The following is a 24,804-nucleotide window of genomic DNA, read 5'->3' as shown; positions in this document are numbered from 1 at the left end:
CTACAGCTTCTCCACCGGCGCGTACCGCAGCAGCAGCCGCTTCGCCTTGCCGTCGCCGAAGTCGATCGTCGCCTGGGCCTTGTCGCCCGTGCCCGCGACGGCGACCACCGTGCCCAGGCCGAACTGGTCGTGCGTGACCCGGTCTCCGACGGCGAGGGCCGCCACCGGCTTCTCCGTGGTGCGGCGGGTGGCGAAGCCCGAGGCACCGGACGCCGACGAGCGGGACCGGGACGAGGACAGCGAGGCCGCCACCGAGGAGGCCGGACCGGAGGGCGCGAAGGGCGAACCGCCCGTCCGCTTCCAGTCCACGTGCGTCGGCGGGATCTCCTCCAGGAACCGGGAGGGCGGGTTGTACGACGGCTGGCCCCAGGCGCTGCGCATCGCCGAACGGGTCAGGTACAGCCGCTCCCGCGCGCGTGTGATGCCGACGTAGGCCAGGCGCCGCTCCTCCTCCAGTTCCTTGGTCTGGCCGAGGGCGCGCATGTGCGGGAAGACGCCGTCCTCCATGCCCGTCAGGAAGACCACCGGGAACTCCAGGCCCTTGGCGGTGTGCAGGGTCATCAGCGTGATGACGCCGTCGCCGTCCTCCTCGTCCGGGATCTGGTCGGAGTCGGCGACCAGGGCGACCTGCTCCAGGAAGTCGGAGAGCGCGACCGGCTCCCCCTCCCCACGCTCCTGCTCGAACTCCAGGGCGACCGCAGCGAGTTCCTGGAGGTTCTCGATACGGGTCTCGTCCTGCGGGTCGGTGGAGGCCTGCAACTCGGCCAGGTAGCCCGTGCGTTCCAGGACGGCCTCCAGGATCGTGGCCGGTCCGGCGCCGGACTCGACGATCGTGCGGAGGTCCTCCATCAGCGTGTTGAACCGCTTGACCGCGTTCGTGGAGCGCGCGGCCATGCCGTACGCCTCGTCGACGCGGCGCAGCGCCTGCGGGAAGCTGACCCTCTCCCGCTGGGCGAGGGCGTCGATCATCGCCTCGGCGCGCTCGCCGATGCCCCGCTTGGGCACGTTGAGGATGCGGCGCAGCGGGACGGAGTCCTCGGGGTTGGCCAGGACGCGCAGGTAGGCCAGGACGTCCCGGACCTCCTTGCGCTCGTAGAAGCGGACGCCGCCGACGACCTTGTAGGGCAGGCCGACGCGGATGAAGATCTCTTCGAAGACACGGGACTGGGCGTTGGTGCGGTAGAAGACGGCGACGTCGCCGGCCTTGGCCTCGCCCGCGTCCGTGAGGCGGTCTATCTCCTCGGCGACGAACTGCGCCTCGTCGTGCTCGGTGTCGGCGACGTAGCCCGTGATGCGGGCGCCCGCGCCGGCGTTGGTCCACAGGTTCTTGGGACGGCGGGACTCGTTGCGCTCGATGACCGCGTTGGCGGCGGACAGGATCGTCTGCGTGGAGCGGTAGTTCTGCTCCAGCAGGATAGTCGTCGCGTCCGGGTAGTCCTCCTCGAACTGGAGGATGTTGCGGATGGTCGCGCCGCGGAAGGCGTAGATCGACTGGTCGGCGTCACCGACCACGCACAGCTCGGCGGGTCGCAGCTCGTCGTCGGCGGGCGGTACGTCCACGGGGTACTCGGCGGTGCCGACCAGTTCCCGTACCAGGGCGTACTGCGCGTGGTTGGTGTCCTGGTACTCGTCGACCAGGACGTGCCGGAAGCGGCGGCGGTAGTGCTCGGCGACGTCGGGGAAGGCGCGCAGCAGGTTGACCGTCGTCATGATCAGGTCGTCGAAGTCGAGGGCGTTGGCCTCGCGCAGCCGCGACTGGTAGAGGGCGTAGGCCTGGGCGAGGGTCTTCTCGAAGCCGTCGGTGGCCTGGGCGGCGAAGTCCTCCTCGTCGATCAACTCGTTCTTGAGGTTGCTGATCTTGGCGCTGAACGACTTGGGCGGGTAGCGCTTGGGGTCGAGGTCCAGGTCGCGGCAGACCAGGGCCATCAGGCGCTTGGAGTCGGCGGCGTCGTAGATCGAGAAGGAGGACGTGAAGCCGAGCTTCTTGCTCTCCCGGCGGAGGATGCGCACGCACGCGCTGTGGAAGGTCATCACCCACATCGCGTTGGCGCGCGGTCCGACGAGCTGCTCGACGCGCTCCTTCATCTCGCCGGCGGCCTTGTTGGTGAAGGTGATCGCCAGGATCTGGCCGGGGTGGGCGCCCCGCTCGGCCAGCAGGTACGCGATCCGGTGCGTGAGCACACGGGTCTTGCCGGAGCCGGCGCCGGCCACGATGAGCAGCGGGGAGCCGGAGTGCGCGACGGCGGCGCGCTGGTTGTCGTTCAGCCCCTCCAGGAGCGCGGCCGGGTCCACGACCGGCCGGTGGGCGCCGTCGCGGTAGTAGGCGTCCCGGTCCGGGGGCACGTCGAACTTCCCGCCGAACAGATCGTCCGGAACCGGCTCCGGAGCGTGATCGTCCTCGGGCGGCGGGGGCTCTTCCTCGTGCCCGCGGGGGGCCTGGAGATCCGCCAGGAAGCTGTCGTCAAAGAGGCTGCTCATCGCTCTACGAGTCTAGGGCGCCCCACCGACAACCCGTGGCCGCCCCGGGAAATGACCGCTTCGACGAGGCCGAGACCAAGGTCACGAAAACGTATCGGACATACCTCGCACCAACCTTCACACGAGCCACACAAGTTGGTTAGCGTGCGATCCGACCGCATGATCGTCACCGGGGGACTCGCCGACGACGCGACCTCCCCACGCAATCCACCCGATCCCGACGGCCAACCGGCAGGCGGACGATGGAAGGAGTCGCCTCCCTTGGCGTCGCACAGCGGCACGCGGCCCGCCGCAACACCCGGATCAGACACGCACGGACCAGTCATGCACGGGGCAGACGGTGAGGGGCCGAGCCCGGAAGAGGTCGAGAGGAAGCTCGACTACCTGTACGGCCGGGCGGGGTCGTCGACCGCGCGGAACGACGCCGCCCAGCAGGACACCGCCCAGAAGAGGGGGACGAGGCAGCGCGGGCTGGTCGCCGCGCTCCTCGACGACGTCGCCAAGCGCGCCGACATGCTCGGCAAGGCGCGGGAGATGCTCGGTTCCTTCGCGGCGGCCCCGTACCGCAACGGTGACCCCGCCCCCGAGACCGCCGCCCTGCTGCTCACCGAGACCCCGCAGGGCTACTTCGACCAGGCCCAGCTGATCAGCCGGCTGAACGCACGCCGCGAAAGCCTGGTCGACGGCCACACCGCGCGGCCGCCGGCACCCGAGACCACGGTCACGGCCACAGCCCCAAGCACCTCCCCGGCTCCGGCCCCTGACCTCCCCGGGCCGCCGGCCGAGCCGCAGCACGACATCGCGGCGGCCAAGGCGGCCGTCCAGCGGAAGCTGGCCCACGCGCGCGTACTGCTGCTGTCGGCGCCCCAAGCACGTGAGGCCGTGCGCGCGCCTGAGCCCGCGCCGCAAGCGCAGGCGGCCGGGAACGCAGAGTGCACGGAGCACGCAGCGAACACGGAGTACGCAGAGAACGCTGCGAACGCGGAGAACGCTGCGAACGCCGCGAACGCCGCCCCCTCCCCTCGTCAGGGCGACGGCGCGGCACCCGGTGCCTCGTCCGGTGAGTTCCCCGGGCGGGCGTCCGGCCCCGCGCAGGCGACCAGGGCCGACCAGGCCCTCGCCTTCGCCCGCGAGCAGATCGGCAAGCCGTACGTGTGGGGTGCGGCGGGTCCGGGATCGTACGACTGCTCCGGCCTCACCCAGGCCGCCTGGAAGGCCGCCGGCGTCACGCTGCCCCGCGCCGCTCGCGACCAGGTCCAGGCCGGTACGACGGTCCCGCTCTCCGAGGCCCGGCCCGGCGACCTCGTCTTCTTCGCCTTCTTCGGTGACGCGGACCACGTCGGTCTCTACGCCGGTGACGGCGTGATGATCCACGCGCCGAGGCCCGGCGGCCGCGTCCGCGAGGAGTCCGTCCACCACGACGGCGAATCGGCGGTGCACCGCGTGGTACGGCCGGACTGAGGGCGGCGCGTCCCGTCCGGCGGGCTTTCGGCGGGCCGGTTTTTGCAAGCACCCGCGCGCGTGCCCCGCGCATGGGCGCGCGAAGCTCCTTAGCATCGGGCCATGCCCGGCACCTCACCCTTGCGCGCCTGGTTGGCCCAGCGCCCCCCGGCGGCCGGGGCCGCCGTGATGGCCACCGGCATCGTGTCGGTCGCCCTGCATCTGACGGGCTACGAACCCCTGTCCCGCGTGATCCTCGCGGTGGCCTGCTTCGCCTGGCTGACGCTGGCGGCGGACTTCGCCCTACGGCTGCTGGGCGACCGGGCGCGGTGGATCAGGGAGGCGGGAACGCCGGGCGCCCTCACCGCCGTCGCGGCGACGACCGTGCTCGGGACCCGTTTCTCGGCGCTGGGGTGGCAGACCCTCGCGGAGGCGCTGCTCGCACTGGCCTTCGTGCTGTGGCCGGGGCTGCTGGTGCTGGTGGTCCGCAACTGCCGTCGGCCCATGCCCGGGGCGGTGTTCCTGAGCTGCGTGGCGACCGAGGGCCTCGCCGTGCTCGCCGCCACTCTGGCCAGGGCACAGGCCGTGGCCTGGCCGGCGTACGCCGCGCTGGTGCTGTTCTGGCTCGGGCTCGTGCTGTACGTGTGCGCGCTGTACTGCTTCGACCTGCGGCAGCTGCTCGAGGGGCACGGGGACCAGTGGATCGCGGGCGGGGCCCTGGCGATCTCGGCTCTCGCCGGCGCACAGCTGATCGCGGTCGGCGGCGAAGGCATGTACCTGTGGGACACCGACGACAGCAGTGTGCTGCGGACGGTGACTCTGGCGCTCCTCGTGCTCGACCTGTGCTGGTACGCCGTCCTGGTCGTCGCCGAGCTGGTACGGCCCCGGCTGCGCTACGACGTGCGCCGCTGGTCGACCGTGTTCCCGATGGGCATAACGGCGGCGGCGAGCGTGTCCGTCGCGGCCGCCGCGGACGTCCCGTCGCGGGGGCTCGGGGAGGTACTGCTGTGGGTCGCGGTGGCGGCCTGGCTGGCCGTCGCCACGGGCGCGGTCCTGGACGCGCGCGCGGAGCTCAGGGCGCTGCGCTGACCGTCACGTCCACAGCACGGCGATGAAGATGTTCGCCGTGGTGAGCAAGCCCACCAGGCCGAACAGGCCCTTGTCCACCTTCTCGTCGTCCCGCTTGACGTAGACCAGGCCGAGGATCACGATCAGCAGCGCCAGCTTCACGCCGATCTTGATGTTGTCGACGTGGTGGCCCTGGGCCTGGTTGAGGCCGACCAGGACCACGCCGGTGACCAGCATCGTCAGCGCGCCGTGCAGCATCGCCGGCACGAAACGGGCCGTGCCGCGGCCCATCGCCTTCATCTGGGTGAGGAAGCCGCCGAGCAGCGCGGCGATACCGACGATGTGCAGACCGACGAAGAGATGGATGGGTACGTCCATGAGTCGTGAGCCTAACCAGCGGTCTTTCCGCCCCCGGCACCGGCCCGTCCCAGGCGGCCGCCCGCCGACGCGCGCACGCCGACGCCGGACGAAGGCGGACACAGGACCCGGGTGGACACAAGCGGACGCCTGCCGGTCGCCGCATATATGCGACACATAGCACCTCGCCCAGCCCGAACGCTCCGGAAATCCACGCATCGGTCATCGCAGCGCGTGAAGGCGACGTCGCCGGAACGGGATCGCGGTCACATACGGTCACCCGGCGATCCCCTGCCGCCACTTCCGTACATGACCTCACCCGGCGCTCACCGAGCGGCTTAGCTCCTCCCTCAGGTGACCGGCTTCACCGCCGCCCGGGCCAGGGGCGACAGCCGGACACCACCGCCGAGAAGTCCGGCGGCGGGCTGCTTCCCCTGTGCGGACCGCCGCCGGACCCGGGCCCCGCCTCCGCGGCCGGCAGAAGGGACGTGACGCTCCTCGTGGCAGCGCACCGCAAGCTCCGACAGCGCTCGCTCGGCGGGAGCACCGTCCGTACGGCCGCCACGATCGCCCTCGCGGGCGCCGCGACGGCGACCGGCTTCGACGGCACCGTGCACGCCGCTCCGCGGCCGGCGCCGGAGCAGATCAAGGCCACGGTGGACAGGCTCTACCGGGAGGCGGAGACCGCCACCGAGAAGTACGACGGCGCGAAGGAGAAGGCGGACACGGCCGAGCAGCGGCTGAAGGCACTGGGCGACGAGGCCGCCCGCAGGCAGGAGAAGCTGAACTCCGCCCGCGACACGCTGGGCTCGATCGCCGCGGCGCAGTACCGGGACGGCGGGATCGACCCCGTGGTGCGGCTGATGCTGTCCGACGACCCCCAGCGGTACCTGGACGGGGCCGAGTTCGCCGAGCGCGCGGGCGTCCGGCAGACGGCCGCCGTGGCCGATGTGCGCCGGCAGCTCAGGGAGATCGGCCGGCTGCGCGGGGACGCGCGCGTCGAGCTGACCTCGTTCCGGTCGCGGCAGGCGGAACTGCGCCGGCAGAAGAAGACGGTGACCACCAAACTGGACGAGGCCCGGCGGCTGCTGGCCGGGCTGTCCCCGCAGCAGCGCACGGCGATCGGCGCGGGCGGGGACACCGGGCACGCGGCCCGCCACGGCACCGGGGCCAGGGACCCACTCGGTGACCCGGCCTCGGTCACCGCCCCCGGTTCGCGCGCGGCGGCGGCCGTCGCCTACGCCTACCGGAAGCTCGGCAGCCCCTATGTGTGGGGCGCGACCGGACCGAACGCCTTCGACTGCTCGGGCCTGATCCAGGCCGCCTACCGCTCCGCCGGGGTCTCGCTGCCCCGCACCACCTACGCCCAGATCGGCGCGGGCCAACGTGTCCCACGCTCCGCACTGCGCCCCGGCGACCTGGTGTTCTTCTACTCCGGCATCAGCCACGTCGGCCTCTACGTCGGCAACGGCCAGATGATCCACGCCCCGAACCCCTCGGCCCCGGTCCGCCTGGCCCCGGTCGACCAGATGCCCTTCGCGGGGGCGACACGGGTGGCGTGAGGGAGTCCGGACCGGGATGCCCTCCGGCGGCCGGCGCCGCCCCCGCGGTGACGTGCCGTTGCTGGACGGCGCGATCGCGGAGGCGTGCCTACCGGTAGGTCACACCAGCCGGCGTGCCGTCGCCCAGCGGGTCAGCTCGTGTCGGTTGGAGAGCTGGAGCTTCCTCAGCACCGCGGAGACGTGGGACTCCACTGTCTTGACGGAGATGAAGAGCTGCTTGGCGATCTCCTTGTACGCGTAGCCGCGGGCGATGAGGCGCAGCACCTCCCGCTCTCGCTGGGTGAGGCGGTCGAGGTCCTCGTCGACCGGCGGGGCGTCGGTGGAGGCGAAGGCGTCGAGGACGAAGCCGGCCAGGCGCGGGGAGAAGACGGCGTCGCCCTCCTGGACCCGGAAGATCGAGTCGACGAGGTCGGTGCCCGTGATCGTCTTCGTCACATAGCCGCGCGCTCCGCCGCGGATCACGCCGATCACGTCCTCCGCCGCGTCCGACACGGACAGAGCGAGGAAGCGGACGGGCCGCTCGGTGTCGGTGGTCAGGGCGGCGCAGCGCCGCAGCACCTCCACTCCGCCGCCCCCGGGCAGGTGGACGTCGAGCAGGACCACCTCGGGCCGGGTCGCGGTGATGACCGTGACCGCCTGGTCGACGTCCGCGGCCTCGCCGACGACCTCCACGCCCGTCTGCTCGGTCTGGCCGATCTCGGCCTGGACCCCGGTGCGGAACATGCGGTGGTCGTCGACGAGGACCACGCGTACGTGCCGCCCGCCCGCCCCCGTCGTCTCCGCTCCCGCCGTACCGTTCGTCTCGGTCGGGTCGCTCATCACGTGTTCTCCGCCCTCTCCATCTCCAGCTCGACCTCCGTGCCGCCGTCCGGCACGGCCCGCAGCCGGGCCGTCCCCCCGTTGCGCTCCATACGGCCGATGATCGATTCTCTGACGCCCATCCGGTCGTCGGGTATCGCGTCGAGGTCGAAGCCGGGGCCGCGGTCCCGGACGGACACGAAGACCGTCCTGCCCTCGACCTCGGCGTAGACCTGGACGGCGCCGCCCTCGCCACCGTACTTGGCGGCGTTCACCATGGCTTCCCGCGCGGCCTGCATCTGAGCGCCGATCCGGTCGTCGAGCGGGCAGTCGCCGACCACGACCACCTCTATGGGAACGCCGTGCTTGTCCTCGACCTCGGCGGCGTTGCGCTTGACCGCCTCGGCGAGGGTGGCCGGCTCGTCGGCCTCGTCCTTGCCGTTGCCCTCCGGCTTGTAGAGCCAGGCGCGCAGGTCGCGCTCCTGGGCCCGGGCGAGGCGGCGCACCTCGCCCGCGTTCTCCGCGTTGCGCTGGATCAGGGTCAGGGTGTGCAGCACCGAGTCGTGGACGTGGGCGGCGACCTCGGCCCGCTCCTGGGCGCGGATGCGCATCAGACGCTCCTCGGAGAGGTCCTGGGTCATGCGCACGAGGTAGGGGCCGGCGAGCAGGGTTATACCGACCAGGACGGCGAGGGCCGCCTGGAGGACCGAGCCGAGATGGGCGGCGGACCCCTGCATCACGAAGATGGCCGAGACGCCGGCCGTGACCAGCAGGACGCCCGCGCCGGCGCGGGCCAGGGTGAGCGTACGGCGGCGGCGGCCGACCTCGACCCAGCGGGCCCGGCGGGCGTTGTCCGCCTGGCGCCAGACCAGGGCGACGCCCGCGGCGACGAGGACGGCCGGCAGGAGGTAGGCCTTCGCGCCGTTGCCCGGATTGACGCTGCCGACGAAGACCATCGCCACGACGACCATGAGGAGCAGGGCGACGATCTGGCCCTTGTCCGGCTTGCGGGCGACGATTCTGCGGCGGCCGTCCGGCGAGGTCTCGGTGGTGACGAGGGACGGCGGCTTCTGGTCGCCGACGCCGCCGACCCCGAGGGGCACGAAGAACCAGAAGGCCGCGTACACCAGCGCGCCGAGCCCATCGGCCATGAACAGGCCGACGAAGACGAGCCGCACCCAGACCACGGGCAGCCCGAGGTGCCCGGCGAGGCCCCGCGCCACTCCGCCGAGCCAGCGTCCGTCGCTGCTGCGGTAGAGCTTGCGCGGCGGCCGCGGGGCGTCGAGGGGCACTGCTGCGGCTTCCGGCATGCCACTGATGGTCACACGCCCGGCGGTGCGGGGACATCAGGGTCCGCCCCCTAGACTCCCCTGATCTTCGAATCCGCTCTTCGAAAAGGCTCTTCGAAAAGACCCCGGGGCGCGGCCCGACGGCCTGTCGAACGTATCCCCGGCCACGGCTCAGGGGCGAATCAGGGTTCGCCCAGGGTCGTCCCGGCTCCCGTCACGACCGCACGCCCGTCACCATGGACGCATGACGAATCACCAGCACGCCGCGAGGGGTCCGGAACCCGGCTCCGGCCCGGGCCCGTCCCCGGGCACCGGGCCGCGGGACGCCGTGCCCGGCGCGAGTGCGGGTGAACAGCCGCGGGCACCCGGGCAGCCGGGTGCGCCGCACGCGGACGGACGGCCGGGCTCGGCCGACGGGATGGGAGGGGAGAGCGTGACGGGCACGACGGGGGCGGCCGAACACCGGGACCCGGCCGCCGGGCCGGAGACCGGGACGGCGGGAGCCGGCACCGCTGCCGGGACGCGCGCCGAGGCCGATACCGGAGCGGGCGTTACCGACGGGGTGACGAAGTTCCGGCGGGACCGGACGCACAGGATGATAGGCGGCGTCTGCGCCGGTCTGGGGCGGCAGTGCGACATGGATCCGGTGATCTTCCGGATCACGCTGGCCGTGCTGGCCGCGACCGGCGGCATAGGCCTCATCTTCTACGGCTTCGCCTGGCTCTTCGTGCCGTACGACGACGAGGAGGAGAACGAGGTGCGCAAGCTCCTCACCGGCCGGGTTGACGGACCGGCTCTCGCGGCCGTGCTGTTCGCGCTGGTCGGCTGCGGGGTCTTCCTGTCCATGCTGGGCAACGGCAGCGTGCTGTCCTTCGGCGTCGTCCTGTCCCTGCTCCTCGCCGGCGCCGGGTACTGGTCGCAGCACCGCGGCGCCCCCGGCCCCGACCCGCTGGCCGCCCAGGCGGCAGCCGACGCCCCGCCGGAGGCCAAGGCACCGCCGGTGCCCGCGATCTACCCCTCCTGGTGGCGCGACCCGATCGTCAAGGACGGCACCCACGTCGGCGGCACGGGCTATCTGTGGGGTCCCCGCGACTCGCGCGGCCGGGACGTCGCCGCGGCCGTCAGCATCGGCCTCGGCGCGCATGCCGGCGAGTACACCCGTCCGGTGCGCACCGAGCCGCCCCGCCCCCGCCCCCGCGGCCCGCGCGGGATCGGCGGCTGGGTCTTCCTGCTGGCCCTGCTCGCCGGCGTCCTCGGCACCCGCCTGACCTGGAACGGCGACGCCTTGGGCACCAGCCTCCAAGCGGGTCTCGCCTGCGCGCTCGCGGTCTTCGGCCTGGGCATGGTGGTGAGCGCGTTCCTGGGCCGGACTGGCTTCGGTTCGATACTGCTGGCGCTGGTCACCGCGGCCCTCCTCGGCACTTCCGCGGCGCTTCCGAAGGACGTCACCACGCAGTGGGGGCACCAGACCTGGCAGCCCGCCGCGACGGCGGGCGTCCGGCCCGAGTACCACCTCGGCACCGGGGAGGGCACCTTGGACCTGACCCGGATACGCCCCGGCAAGGGAGCGACGGTGACGACGAAGGCTCAGGTGGGCGTGGGCCGGCTGCGGGTGATCGTGCCGGCGGGCGTGACCGTGCGGGCGAACATCGAGGTGGGGATCGGCGACATCCGGCTACCGGGCGACACCTCACAGGACGTGGACGTGGCGCCCGGCCGGCACCAGAAGATCACGCTGCCCGCGACCGCGGGCGGCAAGGACGCCGGGACCCTGGACATCAAGCTCCAGGTCGGCATGGGACAGGCGGAGGTGAGCCGTGCTGCGCCATGAGTTCCAGCCGGGGAAGCTGGTGTCCGGTGTCTTCCTCACCGGCGCGGGAGTGGTCTACGCGGGCGACGCGGCCGGTGCCTGGCAGGCCCCGTGGTTCCTGCTGGCCCCGATGGTCGTCGGCGGCCTGTGCCTGGGAGGCGCGGCGGCGGCGGTGAACAGGGCCGTGCGCAGGCGCCGGGACGCCCGCGCGGCCCTCGGTGGGACGGGTACGGGAGGAACGGGCTGAGCTGCCGGTACTCCCCCGTGCCGAGCTATCGGTACTCCCCCGCACGTCGCCGCCGCCGTACCCGCAGCGCGACGTCGGCGGAGAGCATCGGGGCGCCGGCGAGGACGAGGGGCAGCCAGGCCATCAGATAGATGAGGTCGTTGCCGTAGTAGTAGGGGGTGGTGGCCCAGCTGACCGTGAGCCACAGACTGAGGGAGATCAGCGCGCCGCCGAGCGCGGCCAGGCGGCCCAGCAGACCGAGGAGTGTGCCGAGGCCGACGGCCAGTTCGGCGAAGGCGATGCCGTAGCCGAAGCCGACCGGGTTCTTCAGGGCCAGGTCGACCAGTGCCGGGATGGCGGAGGAGTCGCGGACCGCGCGCATCGTCTCGCCGATCGACCCAGGGCCGGTGTCCTGCATGAAGCCGCTGGAGGTGAGCTTGTCGAGACCGGCGTAAATAAAGGTGACGCCCAGGAAGATGCGGAGGGGCAGGAGGGCATATCGGCCCGCTGTGTCCCGCCGGCTTGGGCTCAGATCGGCATGCATGGGTCGGGTGTCCGTACGAACCTGGGTCATCGCTGCGAGCCGCCTCTCACCGCTGTCGTATGTGCCCCTCAATCGACCATACGTACGCGGGGCGGGACCCGCTCAACCCCAGGGGGATGTTTTTCCGGTTTCCGCGTGACTTCGGCTCATGCGTCCCAAGGCGTCGGGGTGCTGACGGCCCTCCACAAATCCATCCGCACCCGATCCGCCGGAGGTGTCATCCGCCGCCAATCCGGCACTCCGGCACTCCGGCACTCCGGCACTCCGGAATTCTGTTACTCCGTCACGTCGATCGTGTACCGGTTCGTCTCCACGCCCGCCGCCGTCACCACCTGCACCTCGACCCGGCCCGGCTCCACGTCCGCCGGGACGGGCACGGTCAGTGCCGTGTCCGTGGGATTGCTGAAGCCGCCCGTGACCGGGACGAGGGGCACGTGCACGTTGACCGCGCCGATGCGGACCCTCATACGGGCCAGCCGGTCGGCCCCCTGCGCACCCGGCGGGACGAACCCGGCGCCCCGGATCTCGATGTCGTCGCCCGTCCGGATCGGCGCGTCCAGGTCACCGGCCTCCCGGGCCCGGACCACCGACAGGACGACAGGACGGCCGCCGTCGGCGTACTTGCCCGCCAGGTAGGTCGCCGCCGACACCAGCACCACCACCGCCAGCCCCCAGGGCAGGTCGGGCAGTTGGTCGGGGCGCCGGGCCAGCCGCACCGCCGCGAACGCCAGCGCGACGGCGCTGATCACCACGTACTGGATGTCCGTGAAGGCGCCCCGTCCTGAGTCGTCGGTCAGCAGGTCGGCCGCCCGCGGCCGGTCCGCGCGCACCTTCTGGATGCGCTGCCCCAGCACCCGCAGTCCGACCACCCGCCGTACGAGGACCGCGATCCCGCACACCACGGCGAGCACCGTGACCACACCGGCGCCGCGCGCCAGGTCCAGCCCGGAGATCAGCGCGTCGCGCTCGGTGTGGTTCGAGGCCGCGGCGAGCCGGCCCGCCAGCACCAGCACCGCGTATGCCACGAACAGCACCCACCCCACGGCCACCGCGCGGGAGGTGGACAGCCGGTTGTCCTCGCCGATGACCGGAGCGAGTGCCCCGCCGCGCCCCCGGTGGAGCCAGGACGCGGCCGTCAGCGCCCCGGCCACCAGGACGGCCGCCAGCAGTCCCGCCGTCCGTGCGGAACTCCAGCCCGCGCCGACCGCCGTCAACGCCTGCACCAGAAGCAGCAGTACGACCGCCGACCACACCGTGTACGCCGTCCAGCGCCACAGCCGTGCCAGCCAGGCCTCACCCTCGGCCCGCCCCCGCTCGGCGACGAGTTCCGCGGACTGCGTCAGTTCCTCCGAGACCCACTGCCGGGAGGCCGACGCCGAGTGCGCCACGGCCACCGGGAGTCCCCGGCCCGCGGCGAACTCGTCCCGCTTGAGAAGGAACGCGGCAACGGCCTGCCGGTGTCCCGCACGCGCCCCGTGCGGGCAGTCCCCGCAGGTGCAGCCGCCCCCGTGGGCGCCCACGCCGCCTCTCGCCTCCTGCACCGCCACGCCCGACGCCCGCCTTCCCCGGATCCCGCGGCCCGGCCGCGGCAACAACACCCCTACGCAGAAGGCGAATTGTGCCCTATACCGCCCCGCCCGCGTTCGCCAGGTCCGGTCAGCGTGGGTGAAGCCGCGAACACGGCGTTGACCTGTTGGCGGGAATCTCCGTATGGGCGAGATGTCCGGCGTGCCGAAGGGCTCAGGTCAGCAGGTCGGGTTCGTTGCGGCTGATGTCCTGCCACAGGGGCTGGTAGTTGATCCACGCCACCAGGTCGCCGCCGAGCTGCTCCCGGGTCGCCACCGCCAGTTCGTGGTCGATCAGGACCGGCCGGCCCGCCGCCCGGGCGGTCAGCTGCACCTGGCAGGAGCGTTCCATGGCCAGGAACCACCAGGCGGCGGCGTCCACCGAGTCGCCGACCGTCAGCAGCCCGTGGTTCCGCAGCACCAGCGCCTTGCGCGAGCCCAGCGCCGCCGCGATCCGGCGGCCCTCCTCCGCGTCGACGGCGACGCCGGTGTAGGAGCCGTAGACGGCGTGGTCCTCGTAGAAGGCGCAGCTCTCCTGGGTGATCGGGTCCAGCAGGTCACCGAGCGCCGCCAGGGCGCGGCCGTGCACGGAGTGGCAGTGGGCGATGGCGACGACGTCCGGGCGGGCGGCGTGGACCTGGGCGTGCACGGTGAACGCTGCCTGATTGACGTGGTGGCGGCCCTCGAGCACCTGCCCGTCCTGGTTGGTGAGCACCAGGTCGCTCACGGTGACGTGCTTGAACGGCATCCCGAAGGGATTGACCCAGAAGCAGTCGCTGAACTCGGGGTCGCGCGCGGTGATGTGGCCGGAGACGCCGTCCTCGAGGCCGTACCGGCCGAAGATCCGCAGGGCGCCCGCGAGCCGCTCCTTGCGGTACCGGCGTTCGTCGTCCACCGACTCGTGCATCGGCGGCATCGCGAACAGCAGCTTCTCGGTGGGCAGGGGCGGGGGCGGGGTGGGGGTGGGACCGTGCATGGCACCTCCGTCGCTGGATCGACGACGTACGGGCGGGAAGCTACCGCCGAACGGGCCGGGATACGAGCGCGGTGAGGTGAAGATGACCGGCAGCACACCGGCTCCGCCGCCGAACGCCGCCGAACGCCGCCGAATGCCTCCGAATCCCGACAGGCGATGTCGGGTATCGGCGCCACACTCGCGGCATGGCGACGAACTGGGCGGCCTTTGCCGCGGCGGAACCCGACCTGGCCACGACCGTCGAGCAGCGGTTCAGGGCGTTCCCGCACCACGTCCTGGTGACTCTGCGCGCGGACGGCTCCCCGCGCACCGCGGGGCTGGAGGTGCGCTTCCTGAACGGCGAGTTGTGGCTCGGCATGATGCCGGGCTCGCTCAAGGCGCTCGATCTGCGCCGGGATCCGAGGTTCGCGCTTCAGGCGAACCCGGGGCCGGACACCGCGATGGCCGGCGGTGACGCGCGGATCTCCGGACGGGCGGTCGAGGTGGAGGACCCCGAGGTGAAGGGCGCGTACGTGAAAGAGGTGGAACCGCCGCAGCCGTTCCACCTCTTCCGCACCGAGTTGACGGAGGTCGTACGGACCTGCGTCGAGGACGACACGTTCCTGGTCGTCCAGGTCTGGAAGCCCGGAGAGCCGGTGCGGACTCTCAGGCGGACGTGAACCGGAGCGGGCTCACTCCCACTCGATGGTGCCCGGCGGCTTCGAGGTCACGTCGAGGACCACGCGGTTGACGTCCCGGACCTCGTTGGTGATGCGGGTCGAGATCTTCGACAGCACGTCGTAGGGCAGCCGCGACCAGTCGGCGGTCATGGCGTCCTCGCTGGAGACCGGGCGCAGCACGATCGGGTGGCCGTACGTGCGGCCGTCGCCCTGGACGCCGACGCTGCGGACATCCGCGAGCAGGACCACCGGGCACTGCCAGATGTCACGGTCGAGGCCGGCCGCCGTCAGCTCCTCGCGGGCGATGGCGTCGGCCTCGCGCAGCAGGTCCAGGCGCTCCTTGGTGACCTCGCCGACGATCCGGATGCCGAGGCCGGGGCCCGGGAAGGGCTGACGCTGGACGATCTCGTCCGGCAGGCCGAGCTCCTGGCCCACCATGCGGACCTCGTCCTTGAACAGCTGGCGCAGCGGCTCGATCAGCTTGAACTCGAGGTCCTCGGGCAGGCCGCCGACGTTGTGGTGCGACTTGATGTTCGCGGTGCCGGTGCCGCCGCCGGACTCGACGACGTCCGGGTAGAGGGTGCCCTGGACGAGGAACTCCACGGCCGGGCCCTCGTCCGCGATGATCTCCGCCTGGGCCTGCTCGAAGACGCGGATGAACTCGCGGCCGATGATCTTCCGCTTCTCCTCGGGGTCGTTGACCCCCTTGAGGGCGGTGAGGAAGCGCTCCTCGGCGTCCACGACCTTCAGCTGCACGCCGGTCGCGGCCACGAAGTCCTTCTCGACCTGTTCGGTCTCGCCCTTGCGCATCAGGCCGTGGTCGACGTAGACGCAGGTCAGCTGGGAGCCGATGGCCTTCTGCACGAGCGCGGCGGCGACCGCGGAGTCCACGCCCCCGGACAGCCCGCAGATCGCCCGCTTGTCGCCGACCAGCTCGCGGATGGCGGCGATCTGCTCGTCGATCACGTTGCCGGTGGTCCAGTTCGGCTTGAGGCCGGCACCGCGGTAGAGGAAGTGCTCCAGGACCTGCTGGCCGTGCGTGGAGTGCATGACCTCCGGGTGGTACTGGACGCCGTACAGCTTCCTCTCGTCGTTCTCGAACGCGGCGACCGGGACGACGTCCGTGGAGGCCGTGACCGAGAAGCCCTCGGGGGCGGCGGAGCAGGCGTCGCCGTGCGACATCCACACGTCCTGGTCGGCCGGGGTGCCCTCGAAGAGGGTGGAGGAGGGCTTGGAGACGGCCAGTCCGGTACGGCCGTACTCGCGGGCTCCGGAGTTGTCCACGGTGCCGCCGAGGACCTGCGCCATCAGCTGGAAGCCGTAGCACATGCCGAAGACGGGGACGCCGGACTCGAAGATCGCGCGGTCGAGGCGGGGGGCGCCCTCTTCGTACACCGAGGAGGGGCCGCCGGAGAGGATGATCGCCGCCGGGTTCTTGGCGAGCATCTCCTGAACCGGCATGGAGCTCGGCACGATCTCGCTGTAGACCCGCGCCTCGCGGACGCGACGGGCGATGAGCTGGGCGTACTGCGCGCCGAAGTCGACGACCAGGACGGTGTCGGGGGCGGCGGCAGCGGGGGTCGCTGATGACACGGGGTGCCTTCCGGCGGTCGGGGGGTCCTTGTGTTTGTCGATTCTACCGACGTGGTCGCGGGTGCCTCCCCCGCCGCCTCGGCGACCGCCGCCCAGGGGGCATCCCGCCCCGGGCATCCCATCCAGGGCCCGCCCACCGTCCGTCTCATCAGGTGAACCGTGTTGGAGGTCGCGGGCAGGCGAGGCATACTGACAGCATGCTCGCGCAGACGACCTTCGTGTTTACCTATGGCACCCGGCCCACCGGCTGCCATGGTCGTGCTGCTTGAGCAACTGACAAGCGACTTCCCAGGCGCCCCGGGCCGACAAGGTCCGGGGCGCCTGGCGTTGTGGTCCTTGTCACCCGGGGCACCGCACCCGACCAGCGAGGAGCCCCCGCCATGACCGCCACCGCAGCACAGCCCCAGACCCCGGCAGCAACCACCGCGAGCGGCGCCCGCACCGACGAGGCCACGAACGTGATCACCGGCGCCCGGGAGCGCATCGACACCCTCGACGACCGGATCATCGGCCTGATCCAGGAACGGATGGCCGTATCCGCAGTGATCCAGGAGACCCGGATCGCCTCCGGGGGCCGACGGGTGAACCTCTCCCGCGAGATGGAGATCCTGGGCCACTACAGGGACGCCCTGGGCAAGCCGGGCACGACCCTGGCGATGACCCTGCTGGAGCTGTGCCGGGGCAGGATCTGACCCCCTCACCGCCGCCCTCCCCACCCGCCCCCGCTCCCATGCCCCACCGCTCTCACCCGTACGGCGCGTGACCGCCGCGCGGCCCGCCTCGTTGTTCCGGTGTCCGTGCCAGCCAGGGGCGGGCCCGAAAGAACCACGCGTGGATCTCCGGAGCGATGAGGCGTGCGGATCATGCCGCGCGTCGTGGGACCTCGCTCCAGGGAAGTGACCGGACGGCAGGGGACAGCAGCCCGGTCACCCAGATAAACGGCCGGCTCCGGGGACGCCCGGGGCCGGCCGGCGGAACAGAAAAACACACAAGGCCGGACCAAAGGGTTGTGAACGCCAGGTTCGTCCAGCACGATGCCCACACAGCTCCCGGCTCCGAACTCCCGCGCGGACGGCAGCACCGTGGTGCGCCACCCGACCGCCAGAGGTCGAGACCAGGTGCGCGCCCCCCGTGCGCCGGGGCGCACGACGACGCAACACGAGGCGCGAAGGGCACACGGCAGCGGCAGGCGGCGCAATCCCCCGGCGCCGCCCCCAGGCACCGGCGCCGCCCTGACGTCGGTGCCGACGAGAGAGGGCCCCGCGGCCCGAGGCTGCGGGGCCCTTCGCCTGCGCGCTCACGGACAGGGACCTCCGGGAATGTGACACAGGACACACAGGAATCCTGCCGACCAATGCGCAACCTTTCACGGTCCCCCCGGGTCACATCAGCAGACGGAGGAGGACCTGTGCCAGGAGGGGGGTGCAGGTCCTCTCTCTTGCCCGGGCCTGTTCACCGGCCCCGTTCCTACTTCCTCGGCGGCACCGACGGCATCCCCAGGAACGGCAGCCGCAGCGCGCCGAAGGCGTCCGCCGCAACCGCCGGATGCCGTGGCTCCACCGGCCGCAGACGTTCGTAGGCCGCACCCTGCGGCGGGCGCGGGTCGGTCTCGCCCTCGTTGGGCCAGTACGACATCGCCCGCTCGGCCTGGGCGGTGATGGTCAGCGACGGGTTCACCCCCAGGTTCGCCGAGACCGCGGCGCCGTCGACGACCGAGATGCCGGGGTGGCCGTAGAGGCGGTGGTACGGGTCGATGACGCCGGTCTCGCGCGAGGAGCCGATCGGGCAGCCGCCGAGGAAGTGCGCGGTGAGCGGCGTGCCCATCAGCTCGCCCACGTTGGACCCGGCGAAGCCGTTGATCTCGGCGGCGAGCGCGGTGGCGCCCTCCGTGGCGGCCCTGATCTGCTTGGGGTTGGGCGCGCCGTGCCCCTGGCGGGCCGTGAGGAGCCCCTTGCCCATGCCGTCCGGTTTCAGGTACGTGGTCAGGGAGTTGTCCAGGGACTGCATCACCAGGCCGATGATGGTCCGCTCCGACCAGCGGCGGTTGGACAGGGAGCGCAGGACGAGCAGGGGATGGCGGGCGGCGTTGGCCAGCCAGGCCGCCGCCCTGGACGAGCCCTCGGCGTACGGGACCTGGAGGATCGACAGGCCGCCCATCGAGTTGGAACCCTTGCCGTAGCGGACCGGCTCGATGTGGGTGTTCTCGTCCGGGTGGATGGAGGACGTGATGGCGACTCCGCGGGTGAAGTCCGCCTTCGGCTCCCCGGTCGCCTTCCGGTAGCGCCGGTCGTCGGTCTGGGCGCCCACCAGAGCCTCGGAGTTGGTGCGGGTCAGCTCGCCCAGCCGGGGCGAGAGGAAGGGCAGCCGGCCGCTCTCCCTCATGTGGTGCAGCAGCGTCTGGGTGCCGTAGGTGCCGGCGGCCAGGACCACCCTGCGTGCCGTGAACAGGCGGCCCGCGCCCTTCTTCTTGTCGTCGGTGGGGAGCGTGGCGACCGCGTAGCCGCCGCGTGAGTCGTCCGTGACCGACACGACCGTCGTCATGGGGTGGACCACCGCGCCCGCCTTCTCGGCGAGGTACAGGTAGTTCTCGTTCAGGGTGTTCTTGGCGCCGTGCCGGCAGCCCGTCATGCACTCGCCGCACTCGGTGCAGGCCTTGCGGTCCGGTCCGGCCCCGCCGAAGTAGGGGTCCGCGACCCGTTCGCCCGCCTTCGCCGTCGTCGCGCCGTCGGCGTCCTCGCCGTCGCCGAAGAACACCCCGACCGGCGCCATGTGGAAGGTGTCGCCGACGCCCATCCGCTGTGCGGCGGCCTTCAGATGGACGTCGGAGGGGGTCGTCGTCGGGTTGAGCCGCACGCCGAGCATGCGCCGCGCCTGGTCGTAGTACGGCGCCAACTCGTCCTGCCAGTCGGTGATGTCCCGCCACTGCGGGTCGTCGAAGAAGGGTTTCGGCGGTATGTAGAGCGTGTTGGCGTAGTTCAGGGAGCCGCCGCCGACACCCGCGCCGGCCAGCACCATGACGTTGCCGAGCAGGTGGATGCGCTGGATCCCGTACATGCCGAGCTTCGGGGCCCACAGGTAGTTCTTCAGGTCCCAGGAGTTCTTCGGCAGGGTCTCGCGGGTGAAGCGGCGGCCCGCCTCCAGGACACCGACGCGGTAGCCCTTCTCGGTCAGGCGGAGCGCGGAGACCGATCCGCCGAACCCCGACCCCACGACGATGACGTCGTAGTCGTAGCCGTCTTGAGACACGTGCTCTCCTTGTCGGGAACGGGGTGCCGCTAGCGGAAACGGCACGCCTTCATCAGCCTCAGGCTGCGGCTCATGAACGCCGCGTACCGCTCGTCGTCCATGCCGAGCGACGGGGCCATGGGCAGCAGCCGCTGGTGGGCCAGGGTCTGGGCCTCGGTGTACTTGAGGATGCCCTCGGAGCCGTGCCGGCGGCCGAGCCCCGAGTCCTTCATGCCGCCCATCGGCGACTGGACGCTGCCGTAGGCGGGGGCGTAGCCCTCGTTGATGTTGACCGTGCCGGTTCGCAGCCGGGCGGCGACCTCGCGGCCGCGGCGGGCGTCCTTCGTCCAGACGGACGAGTTCAGGCCGTACGCAGTGGAGTTGGCGCTCTCGATCGCCTCGTCGTCGCTCGTGAAGCGGTAGACGGAGACGACCGGGCCGAAGGTCTCCTCCGTGCACACGGCCATCGGGGCCTCGACGCCGTCGAGGATGGTGGGCTCGAAGAAGTACGGGCCGATGTCCGGGCGGGCGACGCCCCCGGCCACCACCTTGGCGCCCTTGGCGACGGCCTCCTCCACGTGCCGGGTGACGGTCGCCAGTTGCCGCTCACCGACCAGCGAGCCCATGTCGGCGCCGTACGCCAGGGACGTGCCGAGCCGCATCGCCCGCGTACGGGCCGCGAACCGCTCGACGAACGTGTCCGCGACCGCCTCGTGGACGTACAACCGCTCGATGGATATGCACAGTTGGCCGGCGGAGGAGAAGCAGGCGCGGACCGCTCCGGCCGCCGCCTTCTCGATGTCGGCGTCCTGGAGCACCAGCATGGCGTTCTTGCCGCCGAGTTCGAGGGATACGCCGACCAGGCGGGCGGCGGCGCTCTGGGCGACCTCGCGTCCGGTGCGGGTGGAGCCGGTGAAGGAGACGTAGTCGGCGTGCTTGACGACCTCGGGGCCGACGACCGGGCCCTCGCCGATGACGACCTGGAACACCTCGGCGGGCAGCCCGGCCTCGACGAGCAGGTCGCGGGCCCACAGCGCGGTCAGGCAGGTCTCGGTGTCGGGCTTCATCACCACCGCGTTGCCCGCGACGAAGGCGGGCAGCGCGTCGCCGACGGACAGCTCCAGGGGGTAGTTCCACGGGGCGATCTGGCCCACCACCCCGCGCGGGTGGCGCAGTTCGGTGACGCGCGTGAGGGTGGGGATGGCGCCAGTGTGCCGCTTGGGCTTGAGGTAGGCGACGGCGCGGCGGCCGTAGTGCCGGGCGGCGACGGCGACGGCCTGGACCTCCTCGTGCGCGTGCAGGCGGGCCTTGCCGGTCTCCAGCTGGATCAGGTCCAGGACCTCGGCCTGGCGGGCGAGCACCAGGTCGTGGAAGCGGAGCAGGACGGCCGCGCGCTGCCGTACCGGAACCCGCGCCCACACCGCCTGTGCGGCGCGGGCCCGTTCGTAGGCGCCGGCCACGTCCTCGGGGGTGGACTCGGGCAGGTCGGCGAGCTTGTCGCCGGTGAACGGCGTGTGGTTGGCGGTCCGGCCGGATCCGGCGACGCCCTTGGTGAGCCGCGCGACCAGTTCGGGGGTCACCACGTCGGCGGCGGTACGGGCCCCCTCGGGGGCGGGGGCCTGGGGATTGGTGCCGGTCTTCGCCGGGGCCTGCGCGTCCGTCATGACGCGCAGGGTATGCCGGTCGGGCTGCTTTGTGTACCCGTCAGTAATAGGGATTCACGGGATTCACCGAGTGCTCACAGCGCGCCAGTGATCACTGGCAACGAATGCGCTGATCAGGACGTTGTCACAGGAGATCGAGGTCCAGGTTGGCGATCGCCGCGCGCGCCACCTCACGCCCGCGTTCGGTGAAGTCGCCCTTGCCCGGGTAGCCGACGGTGAGCTTGTACAGGTCGCCCTCGGCGGTCGTGTAGTAGAACATCCGCACCTCGCGCGGCATCGGGTGCGTACTGTCGTTGGTGGTGTAGACGATCGTGTTCTCGGCGGCCTTCCTGTCCTGGTACGTCGCATCCTTCGGGTGGGTCGTCGGGTTCTCGGGCATGCCGAGTTCGTAGTTGCCGGACTGTTTGTAGGTGCCGTTGTCGTCGTACATCTGGGCGGCCGCGGAGTCCTTGATGGAGCGTTCCGGTTCCTCGGACTTCCTCAGCAGGCGCAACCCGACCGTGATGCTGCCGCTCCAGTCGCTGTAGGTCACCCAGTGCTTCTTGTCGTTCTTCCGGTCCGGTACCTGCCTCTGATAGTCCTTCGGCACGGCGATCGTCGCGGCGACGTCCTTCTCCTGATGGGTCGCCCAGCCCTCGGGCAGCGGGCCTGCGAACGGGTGGGCGATCAGGACGTACGCCGTCACCGCGGCCGCGACGGCCGCCGCGCCGAGCCCGAGCCACGCCCCGCGCCCGAGCCGGAGGCCGCGCGGCCCGCCGGGAGCGCCCTCGGCGTACCGCACCACCCGCGTGGCTGCCGGGGCGGGCGGCGCGGCGGCCGCCTCCAGCAGGGCACGGACCCGGAAGGCGGGCGGCCGGTGCGCCGGGTCCTTGTGCAGCAGACCGGTGATGGCCTCGGCGAGCGGGCCCCGCGCGGCGGCCGGCGGGGCGGGCGTGGTGTTGAGGACCGACTGGAGAGTGGCCGGGGTGTTGCTGCGGCGGAACGGGGAGACGCCCTCGGCGGCCGCGTACAGGACCACGCCGAGCGACCACAGGTCGGAGGCCGGGCCGGGGCGCTGCCCCAGCACCCGTTCCGGCGCGATGTACTCGGGTGAGCCGACGAAGCCACCGGTGTCGGTCAGGCTGGTCTCGCCCTCGATCTGGGCGATGCCGAAGTCGGTGAGGACGATCCTCTCGTGCCGGCCGAGCAGGATGTTGTCCGGTTTGACGTCCCGGTGCAGGATGCCCGCGGCGTGCGCGGCCTCGAGCGCGCCGAGCACCTCCAGGCCCATCCGGGCCGCCTCGCGGGCGTCCAGGGTGCCTTCCTGGAGCGCGGCGCCGAGCGAGCGGCCCTGCACCAGCTCCATCACGATCCACGGCTGCCCGTCGACGACGGCCACGTCGTGGACGTTGACGACCGCGGGGTGGTCGAGCCGGGCGGCGGCGCGGGCCTCACGGCGCATACGCTCGAAGGTGTTGGCACGTTCCCGTTCGGGAAGGTGGTCGGGGACGCTGGGCTCCTTGACGGCGACCTCACGGTCCATCGTCTCGTCCTTGGCCCGCCACACGGTCCCCATGCCGCCGTGCCCGAGCTTGGCGAGCAGCCGGTAGCGCCCGCCGATCAGCCGACCGGCGCCGGGATCCTGCGGCTGTTCGGGTGAGGTGCCGTGCGGCTGCCCTTCCCCGACGCCCGGTGCGGGCTCGGCGTACCGGTTGTGCGGATGGGGCACCCGTCCCTGCGTGTCCGGCTGTTGCAAGGCGAAAGTCGTCGGATCGTCGGCCCCGTGCTGGGCACCCCCGTGGTTGCTCATGGGTCCATCCATATCGCGACCGCCTCCGCCGACTCCAGCAGGCGGCGTATCCGGTCACCGACCCGTGACCTACCGTGCGTGGAAACTGCCGACCGCGACGTCGAACTGCTCCTTGGCCTCGCCCACCCCGCCGACCGGTGCCGACACCCATACGTCGTACATCCGCCCGTCCTGCTCCCAGCACAGGTCGTAGGTGTGCCGCGGGCCCTCCGCCGCGCTGAAGCCGTCCCAGGTGAACTCCCACAGGGCGGCCGGGTGTCCGCGGTGGGTGGTGGCGGTGACCCGGCCGTCGTGGTAGCCGGGGTTGGTGTCCGGTCCCGCGGCGTCCGCGCGGCGCATCACCGCGAGCGGGCCTCCGCTTCCCGGTTCGGTGACCTTGATGCCGAGGCGTAAGGCCTCCCCTGGCGACACGTAGAAGATCCGTTCGCCCTGCGGCTCGCGGATGAAGCCGTCCGGTACGGCGACGGAGAAGCCGGCCGCGTCGTGGACCAGGTGGTAGCCCGAGGGCGCGGTGGTGCCGTCGACGGCGGGCGGGGCGGCACGGGTGACGGTGACCGTGGAGACCGGGCCGGGGAGCGAACCGGGTGGCGAGCTGGGCGGTGCTGACGGCGTGGTCGACGGGGAGGCGGTGCCGGACGGGGTGCCCGCGGAGGTGTCCGGGGCCGGACTCGTCGGCGTACCGCCGCCGTTGCCACCGCCGTGCATCAGCAGCGCCACGGCGGACACGCCCGCCCCGGCCGTGGCGGCCACCAGCAGCGCGGCGATCAGCACGTTCCGGGTGGGGTACCGGGCGGAAGCCGGGGAGGCGGCGGCCGTCGGCGCCGGCCCGGGCGCGTGGGGCGCGACGGGCACGCCGCGCTGCGTCGGCGTGTAAGGGCCCGGCGGCTCCGGTGTGCGGCCCGACTCCAGGAAGGCGCGCAGCATCCGCTGCGCCTCGGCCGCCGCCAGCCGCCGGTCCGGATCGCGCTCCAGCAGCCCGCGTACGACGGGCAGGATCGGCGCGGCCTGCTCGGGCGGCCGGATCTCGTCGAAGACGACCGCGTGCAGGATGCCGCCCAGCGAGTCGCGCCGGAACGGAGACTCGCCGCTCAGGGCGGTGCACAGCAGCGCGCCGAGCGACCACAGGTCGGACTCCGGTCCGGTCCTGGCCCCGGACATCCGCTCCGGCGCGGTGTACTCCGGCGAGCCGACGAAGGACCCGGTCTCGGTGAGCGTGGTCGCGCCGGCCATCCGCGCGATGCCGAAGTCGGTGAGCACGATCCGGTCGGTGCCCGGCTCCACCAGGACGTTGGCCGGCTTGATGTCCCGGTGCAGGACACCGGCGGCGTGCGCCGTGCGCAGCGCGCTCAGCAGGGCGACGCCGATGCGTGCGCCCTCGGCGGCGTCCACCGGGCCGCGCGCGGCGACCCGGTCGGCCAGCGAGCCACCGTCGATCAACTCCATAACGATGTACGGGCGTTCGTCCTCGACGACGACGTCGTGCACGACGACGATGTGCGGGTGCCGCAACTGGGCGACCGCGCGGGCCTCACGCAGGGTGCGCTCCCGCTGGAGAGCGGCCTCCTCGGCGGACAGGGTCTCGTCGAACGCGAGTTCCTTGACCGCGACCCGCCGTTCGAGGAGTTGGTCGGTCGCCCGCCAGACGATGCCCATGCCCCCGCGTCCGAGCCTCGCCTCCAGGCGGTAACGGCCCGCGATGACACGGAAGTCGTCCCCCTCGATCCCCATACGCCCCATCATGCCGCATCGTCCGGCCCCCCT

At 72.2% G+C, this 24,804-nt stretch carries 19 protein-coding genes; 7 read left to right on the top strand and 12 right to left on the bottom strand.

Annotated elements, in window-relative coordinates; all coding sequences use genetic code 11:
* Positions 1-2,478, bottom strand: a complete 2,478-nt coding sequence (gene pcrA / locus ACWEK3_RS29410; protein ID WP_453250982.1) for a DNA helicase PcrA — start codon at positions 2,476-2,478, stop codon at positions 1-3.
* Between the two features lie 324 nt (positions 2,479-2,802).
* On the opposite strand from pcrA, the gene ACWEK3_RS29405 reads away from it, so the two are divergent.
* Positions 2,803-3,939, top strand: coding sequence for a C40 family peptidase (locus tag ACWEK3_RS29405; protein WP_453250981.1), 1,137 nt, complete (start codon positions 2,803-2,805; stop codon positions 3,937-3,939).
* Between the two features lie 102 nt (positions 3,940-4,041).
* On the top strand, positions 4,042-5,007 hold the full coding sequence (locus tag ACWEK3_RS29400; RefSeq protein WP_453250980.1) for a tellurite resistance/C4-dicarboxylate transporter family protein: 966 nt from the start codon (positions 4,042-4,044) through the stop codon (positions 5,005-5,007).
* Between the two features lie 3 nt (positions 5,008-5,010).
* Here the strand turns inward: ACWEK3_RS29400 and ACWEK3_RS29395 are convergent, their stop codons facing one another.
* On the bottom strand, positions 5,011-5,364 hold the full coding sequence (locus tag ACWEK3_RS29395) for a hypothetical protein (RefSeq protein ID WP_453250979.1): 354 nt from the start codon (positions 5,362-5,364) through the stop codon (positions 5,011-5,013).
* A gap of 479 nt (positions 5,365-5,843) precedes the next feature.
* On the opposite strand from ACWEK3_RS29395, the gene ACWEK3_RS29390 reads away from it, so the two are divergent.
* Positions 5,844-6,905 (top strand): NlpC/P60 family protein, encoded by a 1,062-nt coding sequence (locus ACWEK3_RS29390; protein WP_450540936.1) that lies wholly within the window; start codon positions 5,844-5,846, stop codon positions 6,903-6,905.
* Positions 6,906-7,004: 99 nt separating this feature from the next.
* On the opposite strand, the gene ACWEK3_RS29385 is transcribed toward ACWEK3_RS29390, so the two are convergent.
* Together ACWEK3_RS29385 and ACWEK3_RS29380 are read right to left on the bottom strand one after the other, a co-directional pair.
* Positions 7,005-7,724: a LuxR C-terminal-related transcriptional regulator gene (locus ACWEK3_RS29385; RefSeq protein ID WP_376405414.1), complete on the bottom strand. Its 720-nt coding sequence runs from the start codon at positions 7,722-7,724 to the stop codon at positions 7,005-7,007.
* On the bottom strand, positions 7,724-9,013 hold the full coding sequence (locus tag ACWEK3_RS29380; RefSeq protein WP_450540908.1) for an ATP-binding protein: 1,290 nt from the start codon (positions 9,011-9,013) through the stop codon (positions 7,724-7,726). Before ACWEK3_RS29380 ends, ACWEK3_RS29385 begins: the two co-directional genes overlap by 1 nt.
* Before the next feature lie 223 nt (positions 9,014-9,236).
* Here ACWEK3_RS29380 and ACWEK3_RS29375 point away from each other — a divergent pair, with 223 nt between their 5' ends.
* Together ACWEK3_RS29375 and ACWEK3_RS29370 are read left to right on the top strand one after the other, a co-directional pair.
* Entirely contained in the window at positions 9,237-10,823 is a 1,587-nt protein-coding gene (locus ACWEK3_RS29375; RefSeq protein ID WP_450540906.1) for a PspC domain-containing protein, read from the top strand.
* Positions 10,810-11,049, top strand: a complete 240-nt coding sequence (locus tag ACWEK3_RS29370; RefSeq protein ID WP_450540904.1) for a hypothetical protein — start codon at positions 10,810-10,812, stop codon at positions 11,047-11,049. The genes ACWEK3_RS29375 and ACWEK3_RS29370 overlap by 14 nt, the downstream gene beginning before the upstream one ends.
* Before the next feature lie 25 nt (positions 11,050-11,074).
* Here the strand turns inward: ACWEK3_RS29370 and ACWEK3_RS29365 are convergent, their stop codons facing one another.
* The 3 genes from ACWEK3_RS29365 to ACWEK3_RS29355 all read right to left on the bottom strand — a co-directional run bounded on the left by ACWEK3_RS29365 (position 11,075) and on the right by ACWEK3_RS29355 (position 14,113).
* Positions 11,075-11,572, bottom strand: a complete 498-nt coding sequence (locus ACWEK3_RS29365; RefSeq protein ID WP_450540902.1) for a DoxX family membrane protein — start codon at positions 11,570-11,572, stop codon at positions 11,075-11,077.
* A gap of 275 nt (positions 11,573-11,847) precedes the next feature.
* Complete coding sequence (locus tag ACWEK3_RS29360; protein WP_450540900.1) at positions 11,848-13,119, bottom strand: hypothetical protein; 1,272 nt, start codon at positions 13,117-13,119, stop codon at positions 11,848-11,850.
* Positions 13,120-13,312: 193 nt separating this feature from the next.
* Complete coding sequence (locus ACWEK3_RS29355) at positions 13,313-14,113, bottom strand: class II aldolase/adducin family protein (RefSeq protein ID WP_453250978.1); 801 nt, start codon at positions 14,111-14,113, stop codon at positions 13,313-13,315.
* A gap of 185 nt (positions 14,114-14,298) precedes the next feature.
* Here ACWEK3_RS29355 and ACWEK3_RS29350 point away from each other — a divergent pair, with 185 nt between their 5' ends.
* Positions 14,299-14,772 (top strand): pyridoxamine 5'-phosphate oxidase family protein, encoded by a 474-nt coding sequence (locus tag ACWEK3_RS29350; protein ID WP_361418718.1) that lies wholly within the window; start codon positions 14,299-14,301, stop codon positions 14,770-14,772.
* Between the two features lie 12 nt (positions 14,773-14,784).
* On the opposite strand, the gene guaA is transcribed toward ACWEK3_RS29350, so the two are convergent.
* The gene (gene guaA, locus ACWEK3_RS29345) at positions 14,785-16,365 is read right to left on the bottom strand and encodes a glutamine-hydrolyzing GMP synthase (RefSeq protein ID WP_450540895.1); all 1,581 of its coding nucleotides are present in this window, start codon (positions 16,363-16,365) and stop codon (positions 14,785-14,787) included.
* Between the two features lie 380 nt (positions 16,366-16,745).
* On the opposite strand from guaA, the gene ACWEK3_RS29340 reads away from it, so the two are divergent.
* Positions 16,746-17,057, top strand: coding sequence for a chorismate mutase (locus tag ACWEK3_RS29340; RefSeq protein ID WP_390727204.1), 312 nt, complete (start codon positions 16,746-16,748; stop codon positions 17,055-17,057).
* Between the two features lie 775 nt (positions 17,058-17,832).
* On the opposite strand, the gene ACWEK3_RS29335 is transcribed toward ACWEK3_RS29340, so the two are convergent.
* The 4 genes from ACWEK3_RS29335 to ACWEK3_RS29320 form a co-directional block, all read right to left on the bottom strand.
* Positions 17,833-19,611, bottom strand: a complete 1,779-nt coding sequence (locus ACWEK3_RS29335) for a GMC family oxidoreductase N-terminal domain-containing protein (RefSeq protein WP_450540893.1) — start codon at positions 19,609-19,611, stop codon at positions 17,833-17,835.
* A 29-nt stretch (positions 19,612-19,640) separates the two neighbouring features.
* Positions 19,641-21,254, bottom strand: coding sequence for a succinic semialdehyde dehydrogenase (locus tag ACWEK3_RS29330; protein ID WP_453250977.1), 1,614 nt, complete (start codon positions 21,252-21,254; stop codon positions 19,641-19,643).
* Between the two features lie 124 nt (positions 21,255-21,378).
* The gene (locus ACWEK3_RS29325; RefSeq protein ID WP_453250976.1) at positions 21,379-23,043 is read right to left on the bottom strand and encodes a serine/threonine-protein kinase; all 1,665 of its coding nucleotides are present in this window, start codon (positions 23,041-23,043) and stop codon (positions 21,379-21,381) included.
* 69 nt (positions 23,044-23,112) lie between these two features.
* On the bottom strand, positions 23,113-24,771 hold the full coding sequence (locus ACWEK3_RS29320; RefSeq protein ID WP_453250975.1) for a protein kinase domain-containing protein: 1,659 nt from the start codon (positions 24,769-24,771) through the stop codon (positions 23,113-23,115).
* Positions 24,772-24,804 lie beyond the last annotated feature (33 nt).

The sequence above is a fragment of the Streptomyces sp. NPDC004721 genome, assembly GCF_053601495.1.
The sequence above is the reverse complement of the archived record's forward strand: the minus strand, read 5'-3'. Positions and strand labels throughout refer to the sequence as shown.

Coding starts and splice junctions, on each gene's coding strand:
- pcrA (WP_453250982.1), bottom strand. CDS start 2,478: ATGAGCAGCCTCTTTGACGACAGCTTCCTGGCGGATCTCCAGGCCCCC.
- ACWEK3_RS29405 (WP_453250981.1), top strand. CDS start 2,803: ATGCACGGGGCAGACGGTGAGGGGCCGAGCCCGGAAGAGGTCGAGAGG.
- ACWEK3_RS29400 (WP_453250980.1), top strand. CDS start 4,042: ATGCCCGGCACCTCACCCTTGCGCGCCTGGTTGGCCCAGCGCCCCCCG.
- ACWEK3_RS29395 (WP_453250979.1), bottom strand. CDS start 5,364: ATGGACGTACCCATCCATCTCTTCGTCGGTCTGCACATCGTCGGTATC.
- ACWEK3_RS29385 (WP_376405414.1), bottom strand. CDS start 7,724: ATGAGCGACCCGACCGAGACGAACGGTACGGCGGGAGCGGAGACGACG.
- ACWEK3_RS29380 (WP_450540908.1), bottom strand. CDS start 9,013: ATGCCGGAAGCCGCAGCAGTGCCCCTCGACGCCCCGCGGCCGCCGCGC.
- ACWEK3_RS29375 (WP_450540906.1), top strand. CDS start 9,237: ATGACGAATCACCAGCACGCCGCGAGGGGTCCGGAACCCGGCTCCGGC.
- ACWEK3_RS29365 (WP_450540902.1), bottom strand. CDS start 11,572: ATGCATGCCGATCTGAGCCCAAGCCGGCGGGACACAGCGGGCCGATAT.
- ACWEK3_RS29355 (WP_453250978.1), bottom strand. CDS start 14,113: ATGCACGGTCCCACCCCCACCCCGCCCCCGCCCCTGCCCACCGAGAAG.
- ACWEK3_RS29350 (WP_361418718.1), top strand. CDS start 14,299: ATGGCGACGAACTGGGCGGCCTTTGCCGCGGCGGAACCCGACCTGGCC.
- ACWEK3_RS29340 (WP_390727204.1), top strand. CDS start 16,746: ATGACCGCCACCGCAGCACAGCCCCAGACCCCGGCAGCAACCACCGCG.
- ACWEK3_RS29330 (WP_453250977.1), bottom strand. CDS start 21,254: ATGACGGACGCGCAGGCCCCGGCGAAGACCGGCACCAATCCCCAGGCC.
- ACWEK3_RS29325 (WP_453250976.1), bottom strand. CDS start 23,043: ATGAGCAACCACGGGGGTGCCCAGCACGGGGCCGACGATCCGACGACT.
- ACWEK3_RS29320 (WP_453250975.1), bottom strand. CDS start 24,771: ATGGGGATCGAGGGGGACGACTTCCGTGTCATCGCGGGCCGTTACCGC.